Source organism: Gardnerella sp. Marseille-Q9185 (assembly GCF_046508745.1).
GTDB classification, from domain to species: Bacteria; Actinomycetota; Actinomycetes; order Actinomycetales; family Bifidobacteriaceae; genus Bifidobacterium; species Bifidobacterium greenwoodii.
The window spans coordinates 146,449-165,947 of the sequence record NZ_JBKFWK010000002.1 but is presented as its reverse complement, the minus strand read 5'-3'; the positions used below and the strand labels follow the sequence as shown (position 1 = coordinate 165,947).

The window sequence follows — 19,499 nt, the reverse complement described above, 5'->3', positions numbered from 1 at the left end:
TGCCGAAGATTGTTTCGGCAATTCTTATACACACACGCAAAGTTTTAATCCCTTTCGAGAAGATTACGGCAGTTTCTTTACGTGGCTGTAAAGTTAAAGTCGATTGATTGAACGAGCGCAATAGCAAGGGGGCTTTGATGCAGAACGCTGCGCAGTTTTATAGCGAGCTTGACGAAATGTTCGCAAATCACGCGGGCGCTGACGCGATTGAATCGTACCTTTTGCAAAAACTTGCCGAAACGCAGGCAGCAGCCGAAACATCCGCAGCAAACGAAGAAGCCGATTCCCTGCAGCTTTCAATTCTCAACGAACTCATGGGATTTTACCGTTCGCGCGGAGAGCACACAAAAAATCAGCCGATAATAAATCGCGCTTTAAATCTGGCCGATTCCATGCACCTAGCTGGCACCGAAGCTGGCACAACCACTCTAATTAACGCCGCCACAAGCCTTCGCGCGGTAGGCAGCTACGAGCGCGCCGAAAAAATTTATACTCAGGCTCTTAACGAATCCGCAGCAACGCTCGGCGCAAAAAATCGCAAGCTCGCTGCCCTTCACAACAATCTTTCAATGCTTTATAGCGAAACCGGTCGCACGAGTGAGGCAATTGAGGAGCTTAATCAGGCGCTTGAGATTTTGCAGAATACTAGCACGGATCCTGATCGCGACATTGATATTGCAGCCACGCACACGAATATTGCGCTTGCGATGCTGCAGGAGTGCGCTAAGCCTAGCGAAAGCACAAATAGCAAATCTGATAGTCTTAACGCTGCTTTTAAGCACGCTTCGACCAGCGTTCGCATGTATATTGCGGGAAATAACGAGAATCAGCCGCACTACGCTTCTGCTTTGGCAGGTTTTGCGCAGGTTCAGTGCGCGCGCGGCGAGTACGCTCAGGCGGCGGAAAGTTATAGTAAAGCGCTTGATTTGATTGCAGAATGCTACGGAAAAGATAGCGAATCTTACGCGATTACGGCGGAAAATTTGCGGCAGACGCGTAAGTTAGCAGAAAAAGTTACGGAAGAATCTATAGAAGTATCTACAGAAGCACCTACAGAACTTCACGAATCAGCAAAGCGCGAATCTGTAAGCAAACCATCACAAAACAACGAATTACCAAACCCACAATCACCAACCCCACACATAACAACCGGCATGCAACTAGCGCAATCATACTGGCAAACTTACGGAAAGCCGTTACTCGATCAGCCAAAATTCGCGAAATACAAGAACCGCATAGCTGCAGGATTAGTTGGTCACGGTTCGGAATGTTACGGTTTTGACGACGAGATTTCGCGCGACCACGATTTTGGTCCCGGCTTCTGCTTGTGGCTCACCGACGAAGATTACGCGGAAATTGGCGAGGATTTGCAAGACGCTTACGACGCACTTCCGCGAAAATACGCCGGTTTTGACTCTCGCAACGAAACGCCGCGCGCCAAGTCATGCGAAAGCAGCAAGCGAGTCGGAGTGTTCAGCATAAGCGAATTTTTCGAAAATCTAACCGGCTTCCCCACTGCCCCGGCCGCAAACGAGCCGCACTTATGGCTATCACTAAGCGAGTCAACGCTTGCAGCAGCGACGAACGGCAAAATTTTCGCGGATCCTCTTGGCGAGTTCTCAAAAACGCGCCAAAGCTTTAAACTCATGCCGGACGACGTGCGAATCTCACTAATCTCCAGAAGACTTGGCATGATTTCGCAAGCCGGCCAATACAATTTCCCACGCATGATTGCGCGCAAAGACGCATCCGCCGCATGGCTTTCTATAGACGAATTCGTGCGAGCAACCGCTTCCATTGTTTTTCTGCTCAACAATCCCGTAACTGCAGGCTACTTGCCGTACTACAAGTGGCAGTTTGAGGCATTGCGAAAGCTCAGCAATCGCATGGCTTCTAGACTTCCGGAAGTGTGTGGAAAACTTGAGTCGGTAATGCGACTTTCTTCCGCTGCTTGCTTTGGTGGCGACGGTTCAGGCGGTGACGGTTTTGGCGAAGGCGGCAAGGGCGCGGGAATTGCGCAAAAGCAAGTTAAGCAAATAATTGACAGTATTTGCGAGGATATTGTGCGCGAGTTGCAATACGAGGGCTTAAGCGATTGCGGCGAAACTTTTTTGGAATGGCAGCGGCCGTATGTTGAAGCGCATATTAATTCGCGCGCTGCGTGCTTAAGGAGCTTATGATGTGCGATTTATCAGCAAATCCAGAAGCGCAAAATTTGGAAGCGCAAAATTTGGAAGCACAAAATCAAAAATCAGAAAAGCTTGCGGAAGAAATCACTAAACTCGAGTGGGATCAGTTCCAGCTTACGCAAAACGAAGGCGGACGAGCGAATTGCCAGGGAAACTGGCCAACTTTTCGCATTATGCGCATGAGTCAGTTTTTGGCGTGGACGCTGGATTTGCAGGAGTCTTATAAGCAGGATCTTGAGCGCGCGAATAACGACGGACGCAATTTGATTACGGAAAAGTATGCGCGAATGATGGAGTCTACTGCGCCGGAAATTTTTGAGCGCACGATCAAGCCTTATATTAAGCCGATTTTAGAGCCTAGAAAAAGTTCGCAGGAGCAGATTATTTTAACGCAAGTTGAGTGGGCTGCGGATTTTCGCGAGCGCTACCCGCATTTAGGTCTTGCGATGCGCGTGCTTAAAACTAGCGAAGATACGGCAGAAAATACGTCTTTTGAAACGTATTTGCGAGGCGAATTAAGCACGTATTCTGACGCAACTTTCGCAAAATACCAGCGTTTTGTGAATAACTTGCGCGCGGAAAATCTAAATCTTACGCAAATAATAATCGCGAATACTGTGCGCATGTATGGATACGATTCGCTCGAAGCTGCTGAGAGCGCGCAATAAACCGCGAGCGTTTTCAGACTCTAACGCAGATTACAAGCGACAAGCACTACGTATGTTGCTAACATTATTCTAATCTGATAAAATTTCAAATAGTCCCTCGAATAGTCACCCGCTGGTGCGCGTTTCTTTACATAACGTAATGAATAGAGGGACTGTAATTTTTTATCTGTTATTTTCGAAATCAGTACAGAAGTTATCTGTTATTTGCGGAAAAACTTTTTCCGATTACCCAAATTTTATTTGTCATCTGTAAACACCCAATACGTTCCTAACGGCTTATTAGTCCTATAAGCAAAAGTATTAAAATGCGCTAATGCTTTTTGGTTACCAGTTTCTAATTTTGCGTGAACAGCTCCAGCGGTCATATCCGCCAATTGAATCATTGGATTGGTTTTTGAATCAACAAAATCAACCTTACTTAATGTTCCTGGACATACTTTATTAACTATATTCATTAGATAATCTGCATCAGGAATAGAAAAAGCGCGAGTATCCTGCCCATCAATATACAAAACACATTCCCTGACCGCCCCAAATGTGTGCGTAAAAAGCTGACGTATCATATAACTTTTTAGTAGCCTAGGATTACTTAATAAATTTTTACTACGAATTTTAGTTTTGTCTGCAATAATTACTCGTACGTGATAATTGGCTAATTTCATGCAATCAAAAAACACATCTTTAAGCTTAGGATGCGTTTTATTATATTTAAATTCTCGATCATACTTATGAAAGAATTCACCATTTTGTTCCTCACACCTTGCTGTTTCCATCAACTTCCAAGTATGAGTAATATCTTCAATAGTATCGAAAATACATGCTGCTATCACGACATATCTCGTTGAACCTCTGTCGTATTTAAACCCAGAGTCACCAGAATCATCTATATAAGCAAACATAAATTAAACTATACAAAATGTACATGAATTGTAGATTATGAATTTATGAATTTAAAATAGCTTTCGCAGTTTTAATCGGGTTATCGCACACTTTCATGCTGGTTTTACGCTCACGAACAATGCTTTCATGCGTTACGCAAACGCTGCGTAACACTATCTCTAATTGCAGTACTTTTATTACTACTGTTATTCATCGAGAATCTCCAAAATATCGTCAACTTGCAGAAGAATACCAAATTGTTTGGCATATTCGCGCAATCTATGTACGTTTTTATTAGGATTCCTCACATACGCACGCAAAGCCTTACCAAATATCTCTGAATCCTGACGCCTACGATTCCTAACCAAATCGCAGATAGTGCGCTCCATATCACAAGACATCACATAATTACCAATAATTGTACGCACCCTTGTAACGCCAATTTTATACCATTCTTTCCTAATTTGATGCACTTCAACATCATTTTTTATACGCCATGTGTTATAACCCTGACATACCGTAACTTCGTTTATAAACGGCATGCGATCTGTAAGATTATGCAAATACAAAGCAGTTTGGTAAGAGTATATGCAAGCTTTATTGCGAAGTTGGAAAAAATAAAGTTCATCGTAATTATTTGAATTGCTATCAAAATACACACCGCGCGCAACTCTTTCCAAATCATTATTTTTGACCATGCTAGTTAGATACCAAGAGTCAATTCCTGCGGAAGAAACTTCTTTTGCTGTGATGATACCGTTATTTTTCTTAACAATTTCTTTAATCGCACTAATATTTGTTATCTTTTGATTTGCTGTTACTTTTACCATCACATACCAACCTGCTCGAACCATTTTACGAATAACAAAAGCTTATTAAAAACTTGCTTTTGTGCTTTATTATTATATAAATAACGCACGAATACAAGTAAAAGTTAACTATAGACTCATAGCGATAACTTTGATTCAGCCGAGCGCGCGCAGATTAGAATGCCAATTAAGAATGCAGCTTAAGAATAGAGCAGCGACGCTGCAGAAGCGGCGCGAGAGTCACCTTCGAGAAAAAGCGTGGAAGCAGCGGAAAGACCAGTTTGTTGCAAAAACTCGCGGTAAAGCATTACGTCTGGTTTGCGCAAATGCGATTCATAAGATGCGCAAACACCGTTAAGCTCGCCGAGTATTGGGCAAGTTTTGCGCGCGAAGTCTAGCCAATCGCAAGGAGCGTTACCAAGCGCCCACACGCGCACGCCGTTCGCAATCAACTCGCGCGCCTGACCGCAAGCATCCACACGCTCGCCGGCAAAACCGCGCTCGAAACGCTCAAAATACAAGCGATACAGCCACGTAACCGCAGGCCCGTGATGCTCGCTAAACGATTCAAGCACGCGCTCAATACTCCACCCAGCCTCGCGCAAAGACTCGTGAAACTCAAATCCCCATTCCGGCTCGAAACTAAAAAGCACTTCCCCAATAAAATCCGGATAATCTGCAGCCAGAGTGCGGCGCGCATCCCAATCTACCAGCAAATTCAAGTCAAAAACAACGTCGGAAATTCCGCGCGAAGCATACTCGCGGATACTATTTTCGCGCATATTATTTATACCGCAAATATCACAAATTCCGCTTGCACTAACTGCTTTTATTTCAGCGCACATAATTCCCACTTGTTTATGCCGATATTAAGAAGAACACTAAAACAACCGTTAATATGATTCAAGTCACGCGGTTGGCGGAATGCCAGCGCCCATATCATCAGCGCCCATCAAACCAGCGCCACCAACTACCCCAGAACCATACATTCCAGCTGCAAAGTTCGCCTGTAAACTGTTGAGATTGTAGCCAAGCGCCTCAAGCTGCGCGCGACCGTCCTCATTAATGTTTTCAACGCTCCAGCGCGGCTTCCACGTCCAATCAATGCGAAACTCTTCCACCAAGCCTGCGAGCGCATTCGCACACTCGTCCTCAATCAAATCTGTAAGCGGGCAAGCCGGAGTTGTAAGCGTCATTGTAAGAATCGCGCGACCCAGCTCGTCAATTTCAATGCCATAAACAAGACCTAAATCAACAACATCAATGCCCAATTCCGGATCGACAACATCGTGAAGCGCTTCCTTAATATCTTCTTCGGTAACCCTGCCAATATCGTTCGCGCTTAAAGGTGTCGACGCCGCCACCTCAACAGCCGATTTATTTTCTTCCATAATATTCCTTGCTTTGCTTGTACCAAATTTCGATTTTACAAGCTGCCAAGAATTTGCGGATTCAAGTTTTGTGAAGCTTTTGCAATGCTGTCTTTTAAGCCTTCCCACGCCAAAAGCGCGCACTTAATTCGCATTGGGTATCGCGATACACCTTGCAAAACCATTGCGTCTTCCAGCGCATCTTCCTCATCTTCGTTTTTAAGACCTTCGCCGCGAGATTCCATAAGTTTGTGGAAAAGCGCGTCTAATCGCAAGGCTTCGTCAACCGACTTTCCTTCGACCAAATCAACCATCATCGAAAGGCTTGCTTGCGAAATTGAGCAGCCGTGACCATCCCACTTAACGCTTGAAATTACTGGGGTTTCGTTATTATTTGCGATATTTGAAAGCTCCACGCGCATTGTTACTTCGTCGCCGCAAGTTGGGTTGAATTGGTGCGATTGACCCAAAGCAGAGTTTTCGCTAGACGCAACAGCGCAACTTTCGTGAGTATTATTTAGGGTGATTTCGGCAGATTCTGTATTTTCGGCAGATTCTTGAGATTCTGTATTTTCTGTATTTTCAGCAGATTCAGTAGATTCTTTAGATTCTTCCTGCAGTTCCGCTTTTGCGAGCGCATCCGTGCTTTCAAAATGAGTTTTGCCATGCGGATTTCGCGCAGCATCCAAAATCACTTCTTGATACATGCTTTCCAAGCCGTCACCAGCCGCATCTGAAAAACCAGCACCTGCACCAAAACCAGCGCCCGCACCAAAACCCATATCAAACATACGCACTCCTTACCTACTTCCTAACTCGCTAAAACACTAACTAGCTTGCTAACAACATTATGCACCAAAGTAGGCGCGAACATGGGAAACTGCTTCAACAAGCGCGCGAGCTTCGTCAATCGTGTTGTAGACTCCAACAGACGCACGATTGGAAGCATACACGCCAAAATGACGGTGAATCGGCTGAGCGCAATGATGCCCAACACGAATCGCAATACCCTGCGCGTCCAAAAACTGGCCAACATCATGCGGATGCACGCCTTCAACTTCAAAAGCAACAGTGCCAATACGCTGACTCAAATCGGTCGGACCCAAAATGCGAACGCCAGGAATATCCTGCAATTTTAGCAATTCTGCAGCAATTTCCTGCTCGTGCTCTGCTACTCGGCTCATGCCAATTTCACGCAACCAATCCGCAGCAACTCCGGCCGCAACCATTTGCGCAACAGGCTGAGTTCCAGCCTCAAAACGGTAAGGCGCATCCATGTATTGCGCAGGCTTGTTAAGCCACGCAAGCTCCACCATTGAGCCGCCGAAATTGGCAGGCGGAAGCGCATCCAAAAGCTCACGGCGACCATACAGGAATCCAACTCCCGTAGGGCCGTACATTTTATGCGCACTAAAGGCTGCAAAATCAACGTTTAACGCGTGGAAATCAACCGGAATATGCGGCACTGACTGGCATGCGTCGAGCACAAAAATCGCGCCGACTTCGTGAGCGCGCTTGCAAATCGACGAAACATCCGTAATAGCGCCAGTAACGTTGCTAATATGCGTAACTGCAACGATTTTCGTGCGCTCGTCAATAATCGTGCGCAAATAATCTGCATCAGTACGCACGCGGCCGTCTTCTGTTACATCAATCCAGCGAAGCTCCGCTCCAGTTCGAAGAGCAAGCTCTTGGAATGGCAGCAAAACAGAGTGATGATCCGCGCGAGATACGACTATTACGTCACCTTTGTGCAGGACGAAATTGCGATGGAAGTCGATTGAGGTTGCGGTTGAGTTTGTAGTTGCGTTTGCAGTTTCGTTTGCACTTACATTAGCTTTTGCACTAGCGTTACCAATAGCAGTTGCAAGAATATTAAGTGCGCCTGTAGCTCCAGGAGTAACAACAATTTCCTCACTACCAGCATCCGCACACGCTCCAACAAGACGCGCAACTTTCGCACGCGCTTGTTCAAACGCAACCGTGGAACGCGCCGCCAACTCGTGCGCTCCCCTGTGAACTCCTGCGTTAATTGTTTCGTAAAACTCTTTTTCGGTGTCGATTACAAGCTGCGGCTTTTGTGAAGTTGCTGCAGAATCCAAGTAAATCAAGGGTTTTCCGTGCACAGTATCGTAAAGCGAAGTGCCGTGAACTGTGCGTCTCAAAATCGGAAATTGTTCGCGCAAATCGCTAAATTCTCGCATAATATTTTCTGTAGTAACTGTAGTCATATTAAACCGCTATTTTTTACGCTTTTACGTAATTTTTTACGAATACATAAACAGATTAAGCTATCACCTAAGCTGCGCTTACGCCAGTGCCGACTCGGTTGCGCCTTCCGGCAAATACTTGTCGTAGCCTTCTTCTTCCAGCTCGTCTGCAAGCTCCGGTCCAGCAGTCTTCACAAAGTGACCTTGCGCAAAAACGTGCACAATATCCGGCTTAATATACTTGAGGATTCGCGTGTAATGCGTAACCATCATAATGCCCAAACCAGTGTTTTCTTTGGCACGATTCACGCCTTCTGACACGATTCGAAGCGCGTCAACGTCGAGTCCGGAATCAGTTTCGTCCAAAATCGCAAACTTTGGCTTTAAAAGCTCTAGTTGCAAAACTTCCGCGCGCTTCTTTTCGCCGCCAGAGAATCCTTCGTTTACTGAACGAGACGCAAATTTTGGATCCATTCGAAGCTTTTTCATAGCCTCGCTAAGTTCTTTCACCCAGCTTCTTAAAGATGGAGCTTTGCCTTCAACTTCGGTTTTTGCGGTGCGAAGGAAGTTCGTCATAGATACGCCTGGTACTTCTACTGGGTATTGCATTGCAAGGAACAGTCCGGCTTTTGCGCGCTCGTCAGGAGTCATTTTCAAAATATCTTCGCCGTCGAGAAGCACCTGGCCAGAATCAACCTCGTACTTTGGATGACCTGCCAAAGTGTAGGCAAGAGTAGACTTTCCAGATCCGTTAGGACCCATAATTGCGTGCGTTTCGCCAGAATTAACCGTAAGATTTACGCCTTTTAAGATTTGCTTGCGACCCTCTTTTGTTTCTACAGAAGCGTACAAATCTTTAATTTCCAAAGTTGACATGATTTTCTCCTATTCTTCCGTTCTTGCAAGACGGCGCTCAATAGCCTTCATTAAGTGATCAACAATTTCCGGAACGCCAATTTCTTCAATCAGCTCGTTAAAGAATCCGCGCACAACAAGCTTTCTTGCCTCAATCTCACTAATTCCGCGAGACTGCAAGTAGAAAAGCTCTTCGTCATCAAATCGTCCGACTGAACTTGCGTGACCGGCACCAATAATATTTCCGTTTTCAATTTCCAAATTCGGCTCAGAATCAGCGATTGCGCCAGGAGTGAGCACTAGATTACGGTTCAACTCGTACGAATCTGTGCCAGGAGCTTCCGGCTTAATAAGCGCGTTTCCAACCCAAGTTGAATGCGCGTCCTTTCCTTCCAAAGCGCCCTTGTATACGACTCTGGACTTGCATTCCGGATGATTATGCACAACCATAGTGCGGTGCTCCACGTGCTCGCCTGGATCCACAAAATACATGCCGAGCATGTTCAAATCGCCCTGCTCGCCGCCAAAATCCTGATCCATGCGAATGCGCACAACATCTCCGCCAAGAGTAACCATAGTGTGGCGAAGCGAAGCTCCCTCACCCACGTGAATACGCTGATTTCCAACATGCTTGCTGCCTGAATCCCACTCTTGAATAAAGGTAGTAGAAACGTGCGCATGCTTTCCGAGTATGATTTCCACGCCTTCAGCAAGTTTTGCGCAGCCGGTGTGTTCGATAATAATATCTGCGTTTGTGCGAGAATCTGCTTCGATTACTAAGTGCAGTGCGTCAAGTGATTGCACAGCGTTTTCATTTGCGCTATTCGCGAGATTACCCTGAATTTTTAGCACGATTAGCTTTTTGATTTCGCCAGATACGTGAAGTACGTGCGCTTGTTTCGCCGCATTCCATGCAACTGCAGCCGCGCGATCAGACGGCTTCATGTCGGTGTGAGGAGCCTCGTTTTGCGACTTTACTTGCAAATTTACGGAACCGTCGCTTCCAACGTAAGAATCATCCAAAGCGGCTCCGCCAACGCCTTCAAGTGTTACTTGGATACTATTAGAAGGCTCGAAACGCTCGAAAAACTCGGAAATTCGCTCAACTGGAGTGTATCTCCAATCTTCCTGCTTACGCGTTGGAATCGCAAAATCTTCCACGTTAAAAGAGCGCACAGATTTATCTGCACTAGAAGGCATTGCTGCAGGAACCGCGTAAGGATCATTAGGATCTGCTACAGGAATAGTAATTTCTTTTTCCGTCATTTTATTGCCTAAATTCTCTTTTAAATCTTCGCTCATCAGCCCACGGATCCTTCCATTTGCAACTCAACTAAGCGATTAAGCTCAAGCGCGTACTCCATCGGCAGCTCGCGGCTAATCGGCTCCACGAAGCCGCGCACAATCATGCCCATAGCCTCTTTTTCTTCAAGACCGCGGCTCATCAAGTAGAAAAGCTGATCCTCAGAAACCTTGGAAACAGTGGCCTCGTGAGCCATCGAAACGTCGTCTTCGCGCACGTCAACATGCGGATAAGTATCGGACCTGGAAAAATCGTCAACAAGCAAAGCATCGCACACAACAGACGAACTAGAACCCTTTGCGCCTTTAATGATCTTCACAAGACCGCGGTAAGCTGAACGCCCGCCGCCGCGCGAAATCGACTTAGCAACAATCGTAGAACTCGTGTGCGGAGCCAAATGAATCATTTTCGCACCAGTATCCTGGTACTGTCCGCGGCCGGCAAAGCTCAAAGACATGGTTTCTGCTTTTGCGTACGGCTCAGCAAGAATGCAAGCAGGATACTTCATAGTTGCCTTGGAGCCAATGTTTCCATCAACCCACTCCATTGTGCCGCCTTCGCGCACGTAAGCTCGCTGAGTTACCAAGTTGTACACGTTATTCGACCAGTTTTGCACGGTTGTGTAGCGCACGCGCGCATGCTTCTCTACAACAATTTCAACATTTGCAGCGTGGAGCGAATCCGTGGAATAAATCGGAGCTGTGCAACCTTCAACGTAATGCACGTACGAGCCTTCGTCTGCAATAATCAGCGTGCGCTCAAACTGACCCATGTTCGGCGTGTTAATGCGGAAGTAAGCCTGAAGCGGAATATCCACGTGCACGCCTTTTGGAACGTAAACGAACGAACCACCACTCCAAGCCGCAGTGTTAAGAGCCGCAAACTTATTGTCATCAACCGGAATCACGGTTGCAAAATACTTTTTTACAAGCTCCGGATACTTTTGCACTGCTGTATCCGTATCAACAAAAATCACGCCTTGAGCAGCCAAGTCTTCGCGAATCGAATTGTAAATAACTTCCGACTCGTACTGTGCTGCAACGCCTGAAACTAAGCGCTTTTTCTCCGCTTCCGGAATGCCGAGTCTATCGTAAGTTTTGCGAATATCTTCCGGCAAATCATCCCAAGTTTTTGCTTGATCGTGAACCGGACGCACGTAATACTTGAAATCATCCGCATCAAATCCGCTTAAGTCAACGCCCCAATCCGGCATAGGCTTTTGCAAAAACGCACGGTAGCCTTGCAAACGAAGGTTTAGCATCCATTCTGGCTCATGTTTATCGGCAGAAATTGCGCGAACAACCGACTCGTCAATGCCCTTTTTCGCGGCCTCGCCTGCAGCGTCCGAATCATGCCAGCCGTAATTGTATTCGCCAAATTCGGCAACGATTTGCTCGTCTTGGCGAATTTTATCTTCGTTTACGCGAGCGCGATCTGCCACGTACTGGCTCATTTCAACGTCTGCAGCTTTATTTTTTGCTGGATTATTAGCATCATTTGCTGCAACGCTTGTATGACTAATATTGCTAGTATCGCTCATACGCTTATAGCACCTCCATGCATAACGCATTGCTACGCTCTTACCTTAGAGCGCAATCGCAAAAGCTATTCCCCAACGTTACTTTTGCATTCTGTCTAGTCTATTTCTTACCTATTCAAGGTTACCGCGTAATGCGATTTCTTGGTATAGCTGTGTTACGAACAAAACGTAATGTTTATCACAATCTAATAAAACAAAAAGCGGCAAAACTTAAGAATCCTAAGTTTTACCGCCTGTTTTTACTTGGCTTAAGACTACTTATCTGCCTTGCTATTTTGTGCAGACGACTGATGCTCAAGAGCAGCCGCAACTAATCCAGCAAACAAAGGATGAGGCTTAGTTGGGCGAGACTTAAACTCTGGGTGAGCCTGAGTTGCCACATAGAATGGGTGAACATCTTTTGGAAGCTCCACAAACTCAGTCAAATTACCGTCTGGGCTTTGGCCACTAATACGCAAACCAGCTTCACGCAGGCGATCCTTATACGCAACGTTCACCTCGTAACGGTGGCGGTGACGCTCGGTAACATGCGTAGAGCCGTAAAGCTCAGCAACAATAGAGCCTTCTTCAAGAGTGGCAGGGTAAGAGCCGAGTCGCATTGTGTGACCCATATCTCCCTTACCATCCACAATATCCTTCTGCTCTTCCATAGTTGCAATTACTGGATCTCCACAATCCTTCTCGAACTCTGTGGAATTTGCATCCTCAAGACCTAGAACGTGACGAGCGTACTCAATAACCATAGATTGCAAGCCAAGGCAAAGGCCAAGCGTTGGCAAACCGTGCTCGCGAGCGTAACGGAGCGCGCCAATCTTACCTTCAATACCGCGAATGCCGAAACCGCCTGGAATAACCATTCCGTCCATTTGGTCAAGAGCTGCAGCAGCACCCTCTTGAGTTTCGCACTTGTCGGCAGCAACCCAGCGCACGTTTACCTTAGCCCAGTTTGCAAAACCGCCAGCCTTAATAGCCTCCGTAACAGAAAGGTACGCGTCTGGCAAATCAATATACTTTCCGACGATTGCAATGTTTAGCTCATGCTTTGGATGATGCACGCGCTCAAGCAAATCTTCCCACTCGTTCCAATCAACATCGTGGAATGGAAGCTCAAGCTCACGAACAACGTAAGCGTCCAAGCCTTCGTTGAACAAAATCTTCGGAACATCGTAAATGCTTGGAGCATCCACGCAGTTTACAACGCCTTCAGCGTCAACGTCGCACATAAGCGAAATCTTGTCTTTAATAGCCTGATTAAGCGGACGATCCGAACGCAAAACAAGCGCGTCTGGAGAAATACCAAGCTGGCGAAGCATCATTACAGAATGCTGAGTTGGCTTAGTTTTCAACTCGTGCGCGGCCGCAATATAAGGAACCAAAGAAACGTGCACAAACATGCAGTTTTCTGGACCTAAATCGCGGCGAACTTCGCGAGCAGCTTCCAAGAATGGCTGAGATTCAATATCTCCAACAGTACCACCGATTTCCGTAATAATAACGTCTACATCGTCGGAAGCCTGCGCGCGCATACGCGACTTAATTTCACCAGTAATATGCGGAATAACCTGCACGCACTGACCCAAATATTCACCAGCGCGCTCCTTACGAAGCACAGACTGATAAATCTGACCCGTAGTAACATTCGCTTTTTGACTTAAGAAAACATCAAGGAATCGCTCGTAATGACCAATATCAAGATCTGTTTCTGCGCCATCTTCCGTAACATAGACTTCACCATGCTGGAATGGGTTCATTGTACCCGGGTCAACATTGATATAAGGATCGAGTTTTTGTTGCAAAACGTGAAGGCCGCGGCTTCGCAAAAGTCGTCCTAAAGACGATGCAGTAAGGCCTTTTCCGAGGGACGAAACAACGCCACCAGTGACAAAAATATGCTTTGTAATATGCTCCTGAGAGTTACCATGTTTTCTTCTAACCATGGAACTCCATAGTATCTTCGAGCCTCGACTCGGGTGTTGTATTAAAAGCGACTTAAAAAGTTATATTAAGTGCGCAACAGCCTCGAGCGCAAGCTTGTAACCGTACAATCCCATGCCAGTAATAGTGCCGGTTGCAACAGGACTAATCACGCTTATTTTGCGGAAAGAATCGCGTGCAGAAGGATTAGAAATATGCACTTCCATTAGCGGCACTCCAGCATCCAAAACCATGTGAGCCGCATCCGCCAGCGCATAACTGTAGTGCGTAAAAGCAGCAGGATTCATAACAACAGAAGCATGCGTGTCGGCAGCTTCGTGCATCCAATGAACCATTTGCGCTTCATCATCACTTTGGCGAACTTCTACTTTTAGACCAAGCTCCGCTCCCCACTTTTCGCAAAGCGCGCACAGAGTTTCAAAATCTTGACTGCCATAAACGTCTGGCTGACGCACACCAAGACGGCCTAAGTTCGGGCCGTTTACAACAAGAACTTTTTTCGGTTGCTGATTTTCCATTATTGCCTCGCAAAGTTAATTATTTTTTATATACGCGCTCAAAAGCTTCTTTAACTGCTTCAATAGGCGGATTGTCAAGATGAATAGGATTCGAAATACCATCCAAAATTACGAAACGTAGCATATTGCCGCGCGCTTTTTTGTCACGATGCATAAGATTAAGCACGCGCTCAAAAGCAGAGTCAGCATCTTCTCTACTCTGCCACGAAGTTGGTAATCCAAGCGAATCTAAAAGCGAACGATGGTATGAAACATCTTCAGCATCCAAATATCCTAAAATTTGCGCAAGCTCGGCCGCAAAAACCATGCCAACAGCAACAGCGTTTCCGTGACGCCAACGGAAGTGTTCAATCTGCTCAATCGCATGGCCTAAAGTATGCCCGTAGTTCAAAAACTCGCGCAAACCCTGCTCTTTTAAATCACTCGAAACGTGATACGCTTTTACTCTAACAGTGCGTTCAATAAGATTCACAATAAGCTCGTGAAGTTCGCTATTATTTTCAATTTGATTCCCATTAAATTCGCGCAAAAGCTTAGCATTATTCGAGTCGCTAAGAATCTTCAAAATTTCGCCGTCTAGAATAAAACCAGATTTTGCAACCTCACCCAGGCCTTCAATAAGAATATCGTTTGGCAAAGTTGAAAGCGTAGAAGTATCTGCCAAAACGCCAGCTGGAGTGTAAAAACTTCCAACCAGATTCTTGCCAGCATCCGTATTGATACCAGTTTTTCCGCCTGTTGAAGCGTCAACCATTGCAAGAAGTGAAGTTGGGCAGTTTACGTAACGAATTCCACGCATCCAAGTTGCAGCAACAAAGCCGGCAACATCAGTAGCAGCGCCGCCTCCTAAGCCAACAATCGCGTCGGAACGCGTAAAACCAGCTTCACCCAGTCTAGCCCAAATTCCGCTCGCAACTTGAATAGTTTTTCCAGCTTCAGCATCCGGCACAAGTATGTCTAAAACTTCGTAGCCTGCTTGACGCAAAATTGCGCGAGCTCTGTCACTGTGGCGCTGAACCGGCTGCGTGTGAACTAACGCCACTTTAACCGGCTTAGTTCCAAGCATTTGCGGCAAAAGTTGCATGGCTCCGTCGCCAATTCGCACATCGTACGGCTCAATTGCTTCGCCTGTAACATGCACTATGCGTTGCATAATCATGCTCCTTAACTTTTCTGCAGCCATATACGGATTTGAACCTTTTGTTGGCATGTGAATATTTGATACTGCCCTAAAAATTGGGTCTCGCTGCTCAAATAATTCCATCCAACGCTTTTTAGCGTCTTGGCCGATTAGCATAGGACGATTATTGCTCCAACCTGCGCGCTCAATAGCATCGTCTGCGCTGGTTTGCAAATACACTACGCGACCGCCAAGATTCACGTATTCTTTTAGCACTTCCTGCGTTTCTTTGCGAACAGGAGCGCCGCCACCAAGAGAAACAATGCCGGAATCAGCCTGATTTTCTAAAATTACGTTTCTAACTATTCTGGCTTCTATATCTCGGAAAGATTCCTGACCAAACTGCTCAAAATATTGAGTAATTGGCATATTAATTTCGCGCTCAATCATGTCGTCTGTATCGCAAAAAGGCAGATTCATAAGATGCGCAACTTCGCGACCAACGCGCGTTTTTCCGGCGGCAGGCATGCCGATTATAACAGCTAGCGGAATTTTAGTATTGCTCATTTCATATTCTCCGGCCAAGAAGCTAGGTAAGACTCTACATTCCGGCGCGTTTCTTGCAAAGAATCTCCACCAAACTTTTCCAAAGCATACTTTGCCAAAGTAAGTCTTACCATTGCTTCTGCAACTACGGAAGCCGCTGGAACAGCAGTAAAATCGGAGCGCTGATTAATAGCTTGAGCAGCTTCGCCAGTAAGCACATCTACTGTGCGCAAAGCGCGCGGAATAGAAGGAATCGGCTTCATTGCGGCACGCACGCGGATAATTTCGCCGTTTGACATACCACCTTCAATGCCGCCAGCGCGATTAGTTAGTCGGGTGATTTTGCCATTTTCGTCTGCTACGATTTCGTCATGCGCGGCCGAGCCTGGACGATTTGCTTCTTCAAAACCGTCTCCAATTTCCACGCCTTTAATAGCCTGGATTCCCATAAGCGCAGCCGCTAAAGCTGCGTCCAATCGGCGATCTGACTCCACGTATGTTCCAACTCCAGCAGGCATGCCGTAAGCAAGCACTTCTACTACTCCGCCTAAAGTATCTGCATTTGCTTTTGCTTCGTCGATGCGAGCCATCATTTTAGCTTCGGCGTCTTTATCTAGAGTGCGAACTGGAGAAGCATCCAAAGCCGCAACATCGTCAGGTGTTGGTAAAGCTAAACTTTTGTTAGCGTAAACGCCACCGATTCCAACAACGTGCGCAACAGTGCGCACACCCAACGCCTGCTGCAAAAACGCATCAGCAATAGCACCCAAAGCAACGCGCGAAGCTGTTTCCCTAGCGCTAGAGCGCTCCAAAACTTCGCGAGCATCATTAAAACCGTATTTGCGCATGCCAGTTAAATCCGCATGCCCAGGGCGCGGCCTAGAAAGTGGCGCGTTTCGACCAACTTTCTCAATCTCATGATCCAAAGGATCTGCGCTCATTACTTCCGCCCACTTTGGCCACTCTGTATTCGCGATTTCTACAGCAATTGGAGAGCCAAGCGTTACTCCGTGGCGAACGCCGGTTAAAAGACGCACTTTGTCTTGCTCGAACTTCATGCGAGCGCCACGGCCGTATCCAAGACGACGGCGCGCAAGAGCCGCAACAACATCGCTACTAGTAATGCGCACGCCAGCAGGCAAACCTTCAATCATGGCAACTAATGCTTCACCATGCGACTCCCCTGCAGTTTGCCATCTAAGCATGCCATTCTCCATTCTCAACTAATTTACGTGTCTAAATACTTACTCTACTAAGCACCAAGTATTGAGTGGGTTGTTATTGACAGCAATGCTGCGATTATGGCAGATATTGCTTCTACTGGCACGAATGGTATTGATGCGTTGGTTGGCATGCGGATTTTGCAGTAAATTTTCCATAGAAAAAGCCAAAGTAGGCCAACTACTCCAACTAAAGCAAACCAGTAAATTAAGCAGTCAAATCCGAATAATACTAAGGCTTGCGCGATCATTGACGCACTCGTAACATCTCCGAAGCCAACGGAATTTGTTGGAGCGAGTTTTCGCATAATCCAATAAATTACGAAAACAAATACGCAAGAAATACAGCCGAAAATAAGCACGCTAATATTTCCAAACAAAATAATCGAATATATAAGATTCGCAAAAGATTGAAAAATTAGCGCAACAACAACCCAAAGTCTTGGCACTATGCGACTTTTTATATCCGTTACGCAAACTGAAATTAAGCACACAAGCGTTGGTAGCGCCGATATTATCGTAATAATTAATTGCCTCATTAAAGCAAATTACGAAAACTTATAAAACTTTTGCAACCTAAACACATATATGTGGTTAAAAGCTAAATTTTTAGTTGCCTTCAGGATTGTTGCGCTTGTACTCGTCGCGGAATTTCAAAAAGTCGTCTTTGTTATCCGCAAACTTCGTCTCACCAGTCTTCAAATTCGTGGTAACGAAGTAAATCCACGGACCATCTTGAGGCTTAATAGTTGCAAGAAGAGCGTTGTCTCCAGCAATACCAATAGGCGTAGGAGTCAAACCCTTGTGAATGCGAGTATTGTAAGGATTATTTGGATTATCTAGCATTGATTGCGTAAGCTTTATAGGCTTTACTCCCGCTCCGTAACCAATTGTAGAGTCCATTCCAAGAGGCATATCTTTTGCCAAACGGTTTAGTATTACGCGCACAACTTTGCCGTAATATTCGCGATTATTCACTTCAGCTTCGGCAATTGAGGCCATAATTAAAGCTTTTTCGCGATCTTCACCTTTAGGAATACCAAGAGAGTCGAGCTTAGCAATACGCTTTTTTACCATTGCGGAAAGAATATCTTCCGCACTTTTCATAGATTTTACGTTATAAACTCCAGGCTCTAGCCATCCTTCGATGCTTCCTTTAGCTTCTGGAGGCAAAATTCCAGCTCCCCCATCTGCCAAAGCTGCTTTAAACTTATCCATGCTTATTCCAGATAAGCTTGAAGCGCGCTGCAAAACTTCAGTAGCGTGGTCTCCTGCACGAACGTCAAGGAATCCGCCGGCTTTTGTTTGATCGGAAAGAATATTAACCACGTCAATAGCAGCCATATGCTTTTTAAGCGAGTAAACTCCCGGGTACAAGATTTTATTATTTGCAGCAACTGCGGAAGTAAAAGCTGATTGAGATTTAACAACATTTGCTTTAACTAATTTGTTGGCAACACTAATAGCACCCTCGCCGGTGTCAATAGTAAACTCAACCGTTCCAAAGCCTGGGCCTGGCCAGTCTGCAACCGACTCGCTATTTTGAGATAATTTCCACGCGCGAACCGCACTGTATCCAAAATATCCAACAACAGCTAATACGAATACGAGCAGAATAGCTAAAACTACTTTTGCTCTACGCCTGCGTTTTTTTGCCGCAAGACGAGCTTTAGCACGTTTTCTGGAGCTAACAGTCGAAGATTTGTCTTTAGAATTAGATGATTTTGACGACGGCTCGCCATCATGCTCAGTCCACTTTGCATGTTTGTCAAAAAATTCATCAAAATTGTCAGACACGCTATGCTCCTCTTCGCTATTTCTACTTTTACACGATTTTCAAAACTACTCTGCATTATTTGCGTCAAGCGCAGACTGCAAAATTAATACTGCCGACTGCTGATCTACCATAGGACGATGCTTGCGAGTAGAAAAATCAGCTTGTAGCAACTGCCGGTGAGCACTAACTGTTGTTAAACGCTCATCCTTCCAAACAATATCAGGTATGTAAGAAAGCGTCCAATCTCCAACATTTTTCGCTAATTCAATGCGTTTAGCTAAATTTTTACCCCACCGACGCGCTTTTTTCGCAGATTTTCCTTCAGAACCGTCTAATTGAAGAGGCAAGCCAATTACAACACGTTTAACTTGATTTTCTTCTATTAGATTCATGACTTCGTCAATAGCTCTAAAAGAATCTCCAAAAACTTGCACGTTTCCGATTGGATGCGCAAAAGTAAGCTCAGGGTCGGAAAGTGCAAGCCCGACCCTGGCATCACCTAAATCAATACCTAACCACACCATGATTCGTGTTGCTTTCGGTAAAGATTTTAAATTTTA

18 protein-coding genes are annotated in these 19,499 nt (G+C 45.8%); 2 read left to right on the top strand and 16 right to left on the bottom strand.

Annotated elements, in window-relative coordinates; genetic code table 11:
* Positions 1 to 137 precede the first annotated feature (137 nt).
* Positions 138 to 2,180 carry a DUF4037 domain-containing protein gene (locus ACLD5M_RS03330; RefSeq protein WP_004137006.1) on the top strand — a complete coding sequence of 681 codons (2,043 nt, stop codon included), beginning with the start codon at positions 138 to 140 and terminating at the stop codon, positions 2,178 to 2,180.
* The gene (locus ACLD5M_RS03325) at positions 2,180 to 2,857 is read left to right on the top strand and encodes a DUF4125 family protein (RefSeq protein WP_375169046.1); all 678 of its coding nucleotides are present in this window, start codon (positions 2,180 to 2,182) and stop codon (positions 2,855 to 2,857) included. The genes ACLD5M_RS03330 and ACLD5M_RS03325 overlap by 1 nt, the downstream gene beginning before the upstream one ends.
* 236 nt (positions 2,858 to 3,093) lie before the next feature.
* Here the strand turns inward: ACLD5M_RS03325 and ACLD5M_RS03320 are convergent, their stop codons facing one another.
* The 16 genes from ACLD5M_RS03320 to ruvX all read right to left on the bottom strand — a co-directional run bounded on the left by ACLD5M_RS03320 (position 3,094) and on the right by ruvX (position 19,463).
* Positions 3,094 to 3,756 (bottom strand): DUF3800 domain-containing protein, encoded by a 663-nt coding sequence (locus ACLD5M_RS03320; RefSeq protein ID WP_080576829.1) that lies wholly within the window; start codon positions 3,754 to 3,756, stop codon positions 3,094 to 3,096.
* 186 nt (positions 3,757 to 3,942) lie between these two features.
* Positions 3,943 to 4,590, bottom strand: a complete 648-nt coding sequence (locus ACLD5M_RS03315) for a type IV toxin-antitoxin system AbiEi family antitoxin domain-containing protein (RefSeq protein ID WP_230453952.1) — start codon at positions 4,588 to 4,590, stop codon at positions 3,943 to 3,945.
* A gap of 155 nt (positions 4,591 to 4,745) precedes the next feature.
* Positions 4,746 to 5,390 carry a hypothetical protein gene (locus ACLD5M_RS03310; protein ID WP_004137002.1) on the bottom strand — a complete coding sequence of 215 codons (645 nt, stop codon included), beginning with the start codon at positions 5,388 to 5,390 and terminating at the stop codon, positions 4,746 to 4,748.
* A gap of 63 nt (positions 5,391 to 5,453) precedes the next feature.
* Complete coding sequence (locus tag ACLD5M_RS03305) at positions 5,454 to 5,936, bottom strand: metal-sulfur cluster assembly factor (protein WP_410314607.1); 483 nt, start codon at positions 5,934 to 5,936, stop codon at positions 5,454 to 5,456.
* A gap of 35 nt (positions 5,937 to 5,971) precedes the next feature.
* The gene (gene sufU, locus ACLD5M_RS03300; RefSeq protein WP_410314606.1) at positions 5,972 to 6,706 is read right to left on the bottom strand and encodes a Fe-S cluster assembly sulfur transfer protein SufU; all 735 of its coding nucleotides are present in this window, start codon (positions 6,704 to 6,706) and stop codon (positions 5,972 to 5,974) included.
* 57 nt (positions 6,707 to 6,763) lie between these two features.
* Positions 6,764 to 8,119, bottom strand: coding sequence for a SufS family cysteine desulfurase (locus ACLD5M_RS03295; protein ID WP_410314638.1), 1,356 nt, complete (start codon positions 8,117 to 8,119; stop codon positions 6,764 to 6,766).
* A 105-nt stretch (positions 8,120 to 8,224) separates the two neighbouring features.
* Complete coding sequence (sufC, locus tag ACLD5M_RS03290; protein ID WP_004110671.1) at positions 8,225 to 9,001, bottom strand: Fe-S cluster assembly ATPase SufC; 777 nt, start codon at positions 8,999 to 9,001, stop codon at positions 8,225 to 8,227.
* A 9-nt stretch (positions 9,002 to 9,010) separates the two neighbouring features.
* Positions 9,011 to 10,282 (bottom strand): Fe-S cluster assembly protein SufD, encoded by a 1,272-nt coding sequence (sufD, locus tag ACLD5M_RS03285; RefSeq protein WP_410314605.1) that lies wholly within the window; start codon positions 10,280 to 10,282, stop codon positions 9,011 to 9,013.
* On the bottom strand, positions 10,282 to 11,823 hold the full coding sequence (sufB, locus tag ACLD5M_RS03280) for a Fe-S cluster assembly protein SufB (RefSeq protein ID WP_410314604.1): 1,542 nt from the start codon (positions 11,821 to 11,823) through the stop codon (positions 10,282 to 10,284). The genes sufD and sufB overlap by 1 nt, the downstream gene beginning before the upstream one ends.
* A 254-nt stretch (positions 11,824 to 12,077) precedes the next feature.
* On the bottom strand, positions 12,078 to 13,760 hold the full coding sequence (locus ACLD5M_RS03275; RefSeq protein WP_004136990.1) for a CTP synthase: 1,683 nt from the start codon (positions 13,758 to 13,760) through the stop codon (positions 12,078 to 12,080).
* A gap of 60 nt (positions 13,761 to 13,820) precedes the next feature.
* A complete protein-coding gene (gene aroQ / locus ACLD5M_RS03270) occupies positions 13,821 to 14,276 on the bottom strand; it encodes a type II 3-dehydroquinate dehydratase (protein ID WP_375169052.1) in 456 nt (151 codons plus the stop codon).
* A gap of 19 nt (positions 14,277 to 14,295) precedes the next feature.
* Complete coding sequence (locus ACLD5M_RS03265) at positions 14,296 to 15,963, bottom strand: bifunctional shikimate kinase/3-dehydroquinate synthase (protein WP_410314603.1); 1,668 nt, start codon at positions 15,961 to 15,963, stop codon at positions 14,296 to 14,298.
* The gene (gene aroC / locus ACLD5M_RS03260) at positions 15,960 to 17,147 is read right to left on the bottom strand and encodes a chorismate synthase (RefSeq protein WP_410314602.1); all 1,188 of its coding nucleotides are present in this window, start codon (positions 17,145 to 17,147) and stop codon (positions 15,960 to 15,962) included. The genes ACLD5M_RS03265 and aroC overlap by 4 nt, the downstream gene beginning before the upstream one ends.
* A gap of 47 nt (positions 17,148 to 17,194) precedes the next feature.
* On the bottom strand, positions 17,195 to 17,701 hold the full coding sequence (locus ACLD5M_RS03255; protein WP_410314601.1) for a prepilin peptidase: 507 nt from the start codon (positions 17,699 to 17,701) through the stop codon (positions 17,195 to 17,197).
* Between the two features lie 70 nt (positions 17,702 to 17,771).
* A complete protein-coding gene (gene mltG / locus ACLD5M_RS03250) occupies positions 17,772 to 18,959 on the bottom strand; it encodes an endolytic transglycosylase MltG (RefSeq protein ID WP_410314600.1) in 1,188 nt (395 codons plus the stop codon).
* Between the two features lie 45 nt (positions 18,960 to 19,004).
* A complete protein-coding gene (gene ruvX, locus ACLD5M_RS03245; RefSeq protein WP_004128848.1) occupies positions 19,005 to 19,463 on the bottom strand; it encodes a Holliday junction resolvase RuvX in 459 nt (152 codons plus the stop codon).
* Positions 19,464 to 19,499: the final 36 nt, after the last annotated feature.

Bases quoted from the DNA above. Each gene is read 5' to 3' on its own strand.
- ACLD5M_RS03330 (WP_004137006.1), top strand. From the start codon at position 138: ATGCAGAACGCTGCGCAGTTTTATAGCGAGCTTGACGAAATGTTCGCA.
- ACLD5M_RS03325 (WP_375169046.1), top strand. From the start codon at position 2,180: ATGTGCGATTTATCAGCAAATCCAGAAGCGCAAAATTTGGAAGCGCAA.
- ACLD5M_RS03320 (WP_080576829.1), bottom strand. From the start codon at position 3,756: ATGTTTGCTTATATAGATGATTCTGGTGACTCTGGGTTTAAATACGAC.
- ACLD5M_RS03315 (WP_230453952.1), bottom strand. From the start codon at position 4,590: ATGGTTCGAGCAGGTTGGTATGTGATGGTAAAAGTAACAGCAAATCAA.
- ACLD5M_RS03310 (WP_004137002.1), bottom strand. From the start codon at position 5,390: ATGTGCGCTGAAATAAAAGCAGTTAGTGCAAGCGGAATTTGTGATATT.
- ACLD5M_RS03305 (WP_410314607.1), bottom strand. From the start codon at position 5,936: ATGGAAGAAAATAAATCGGCTGTTGAGGTGGCGGCGTCGACACCTTTA.
- sufU (WP_410314606.1), bottom strand. From the start codon at position 6,706: ATGTTTGATATGGGTTTTGGTGCGGGCGCTGGTTTTGGTGCAGGTGCT.
- ACLD5M_RS03295 (WP_410314638.1), bottom strand. From the start codon at position 8,119: ATGCGAGAATTTAGCGATTTGCGCGAACAATTTCCGATTTTGAGACGC.
- sufC (WP_004110671.1), bottom strand. From the start codon at position 9,001: ATGTCAACTTTGGAAATTAAAGATTTGTACGCTTCTGTAGAAACAAAA.
- sufD (WP_410314605.1), bottom strand. From the start codon at position 10,282: ATGAGCGAAGATTTAAAAGAGAATTTAGGCAATAAAATGACGGAAAAA.
- sufB (WP_410314604.1), bottom strand. From the start codon at position 11,823: ATGAGCGATACTAGCAATATTAGTCATACAAGCGTTGCAGCAAATGAT.
- ACLD5M_RS03275 (WP_004136990.1), bottom strand. From the start codon at position 13,760: ATGGTTAGAAGAAAACATGGTAACTCTCAGGAGCATATTACAAAGCAT.
- aroQ (WP_375169052.1), bottom strand. From the start codon at position 14,276: ATGGAAAATCAGCAACCGAAAAAAGTTCTTGTTGTAAACGGCCCGAAC.
- ACLD5M_RS03265 (WP_410314603.1), bottom strand. From the start codon at position 15,963: ATGAGCAATACTAAAATTCCGCTAGCTGTTATAATCGGCATGCCTGCC.
- aroC (WP_410314602.1), bottom strand. From the start codon at position 17,147: ATGCTTAGATGGCAAACTGCAGGGGAGTCGCATGGTGAAGCATTAGTT.
- ACLD5M_RS03255 (WP_410314601.1), bottom strand. From the start codon at position 17,701: ATGAGGCAATTAATTATTACGATAATATCGGCGCTACCAACGCTTGTG.
- ruvX (WP_004128848.1), bottom strand. From the start codon at position 19,463: ATGGTGTGGTTAGGTATTGATTTAGGTGATGCCAGGGTCGGGCTTGCA.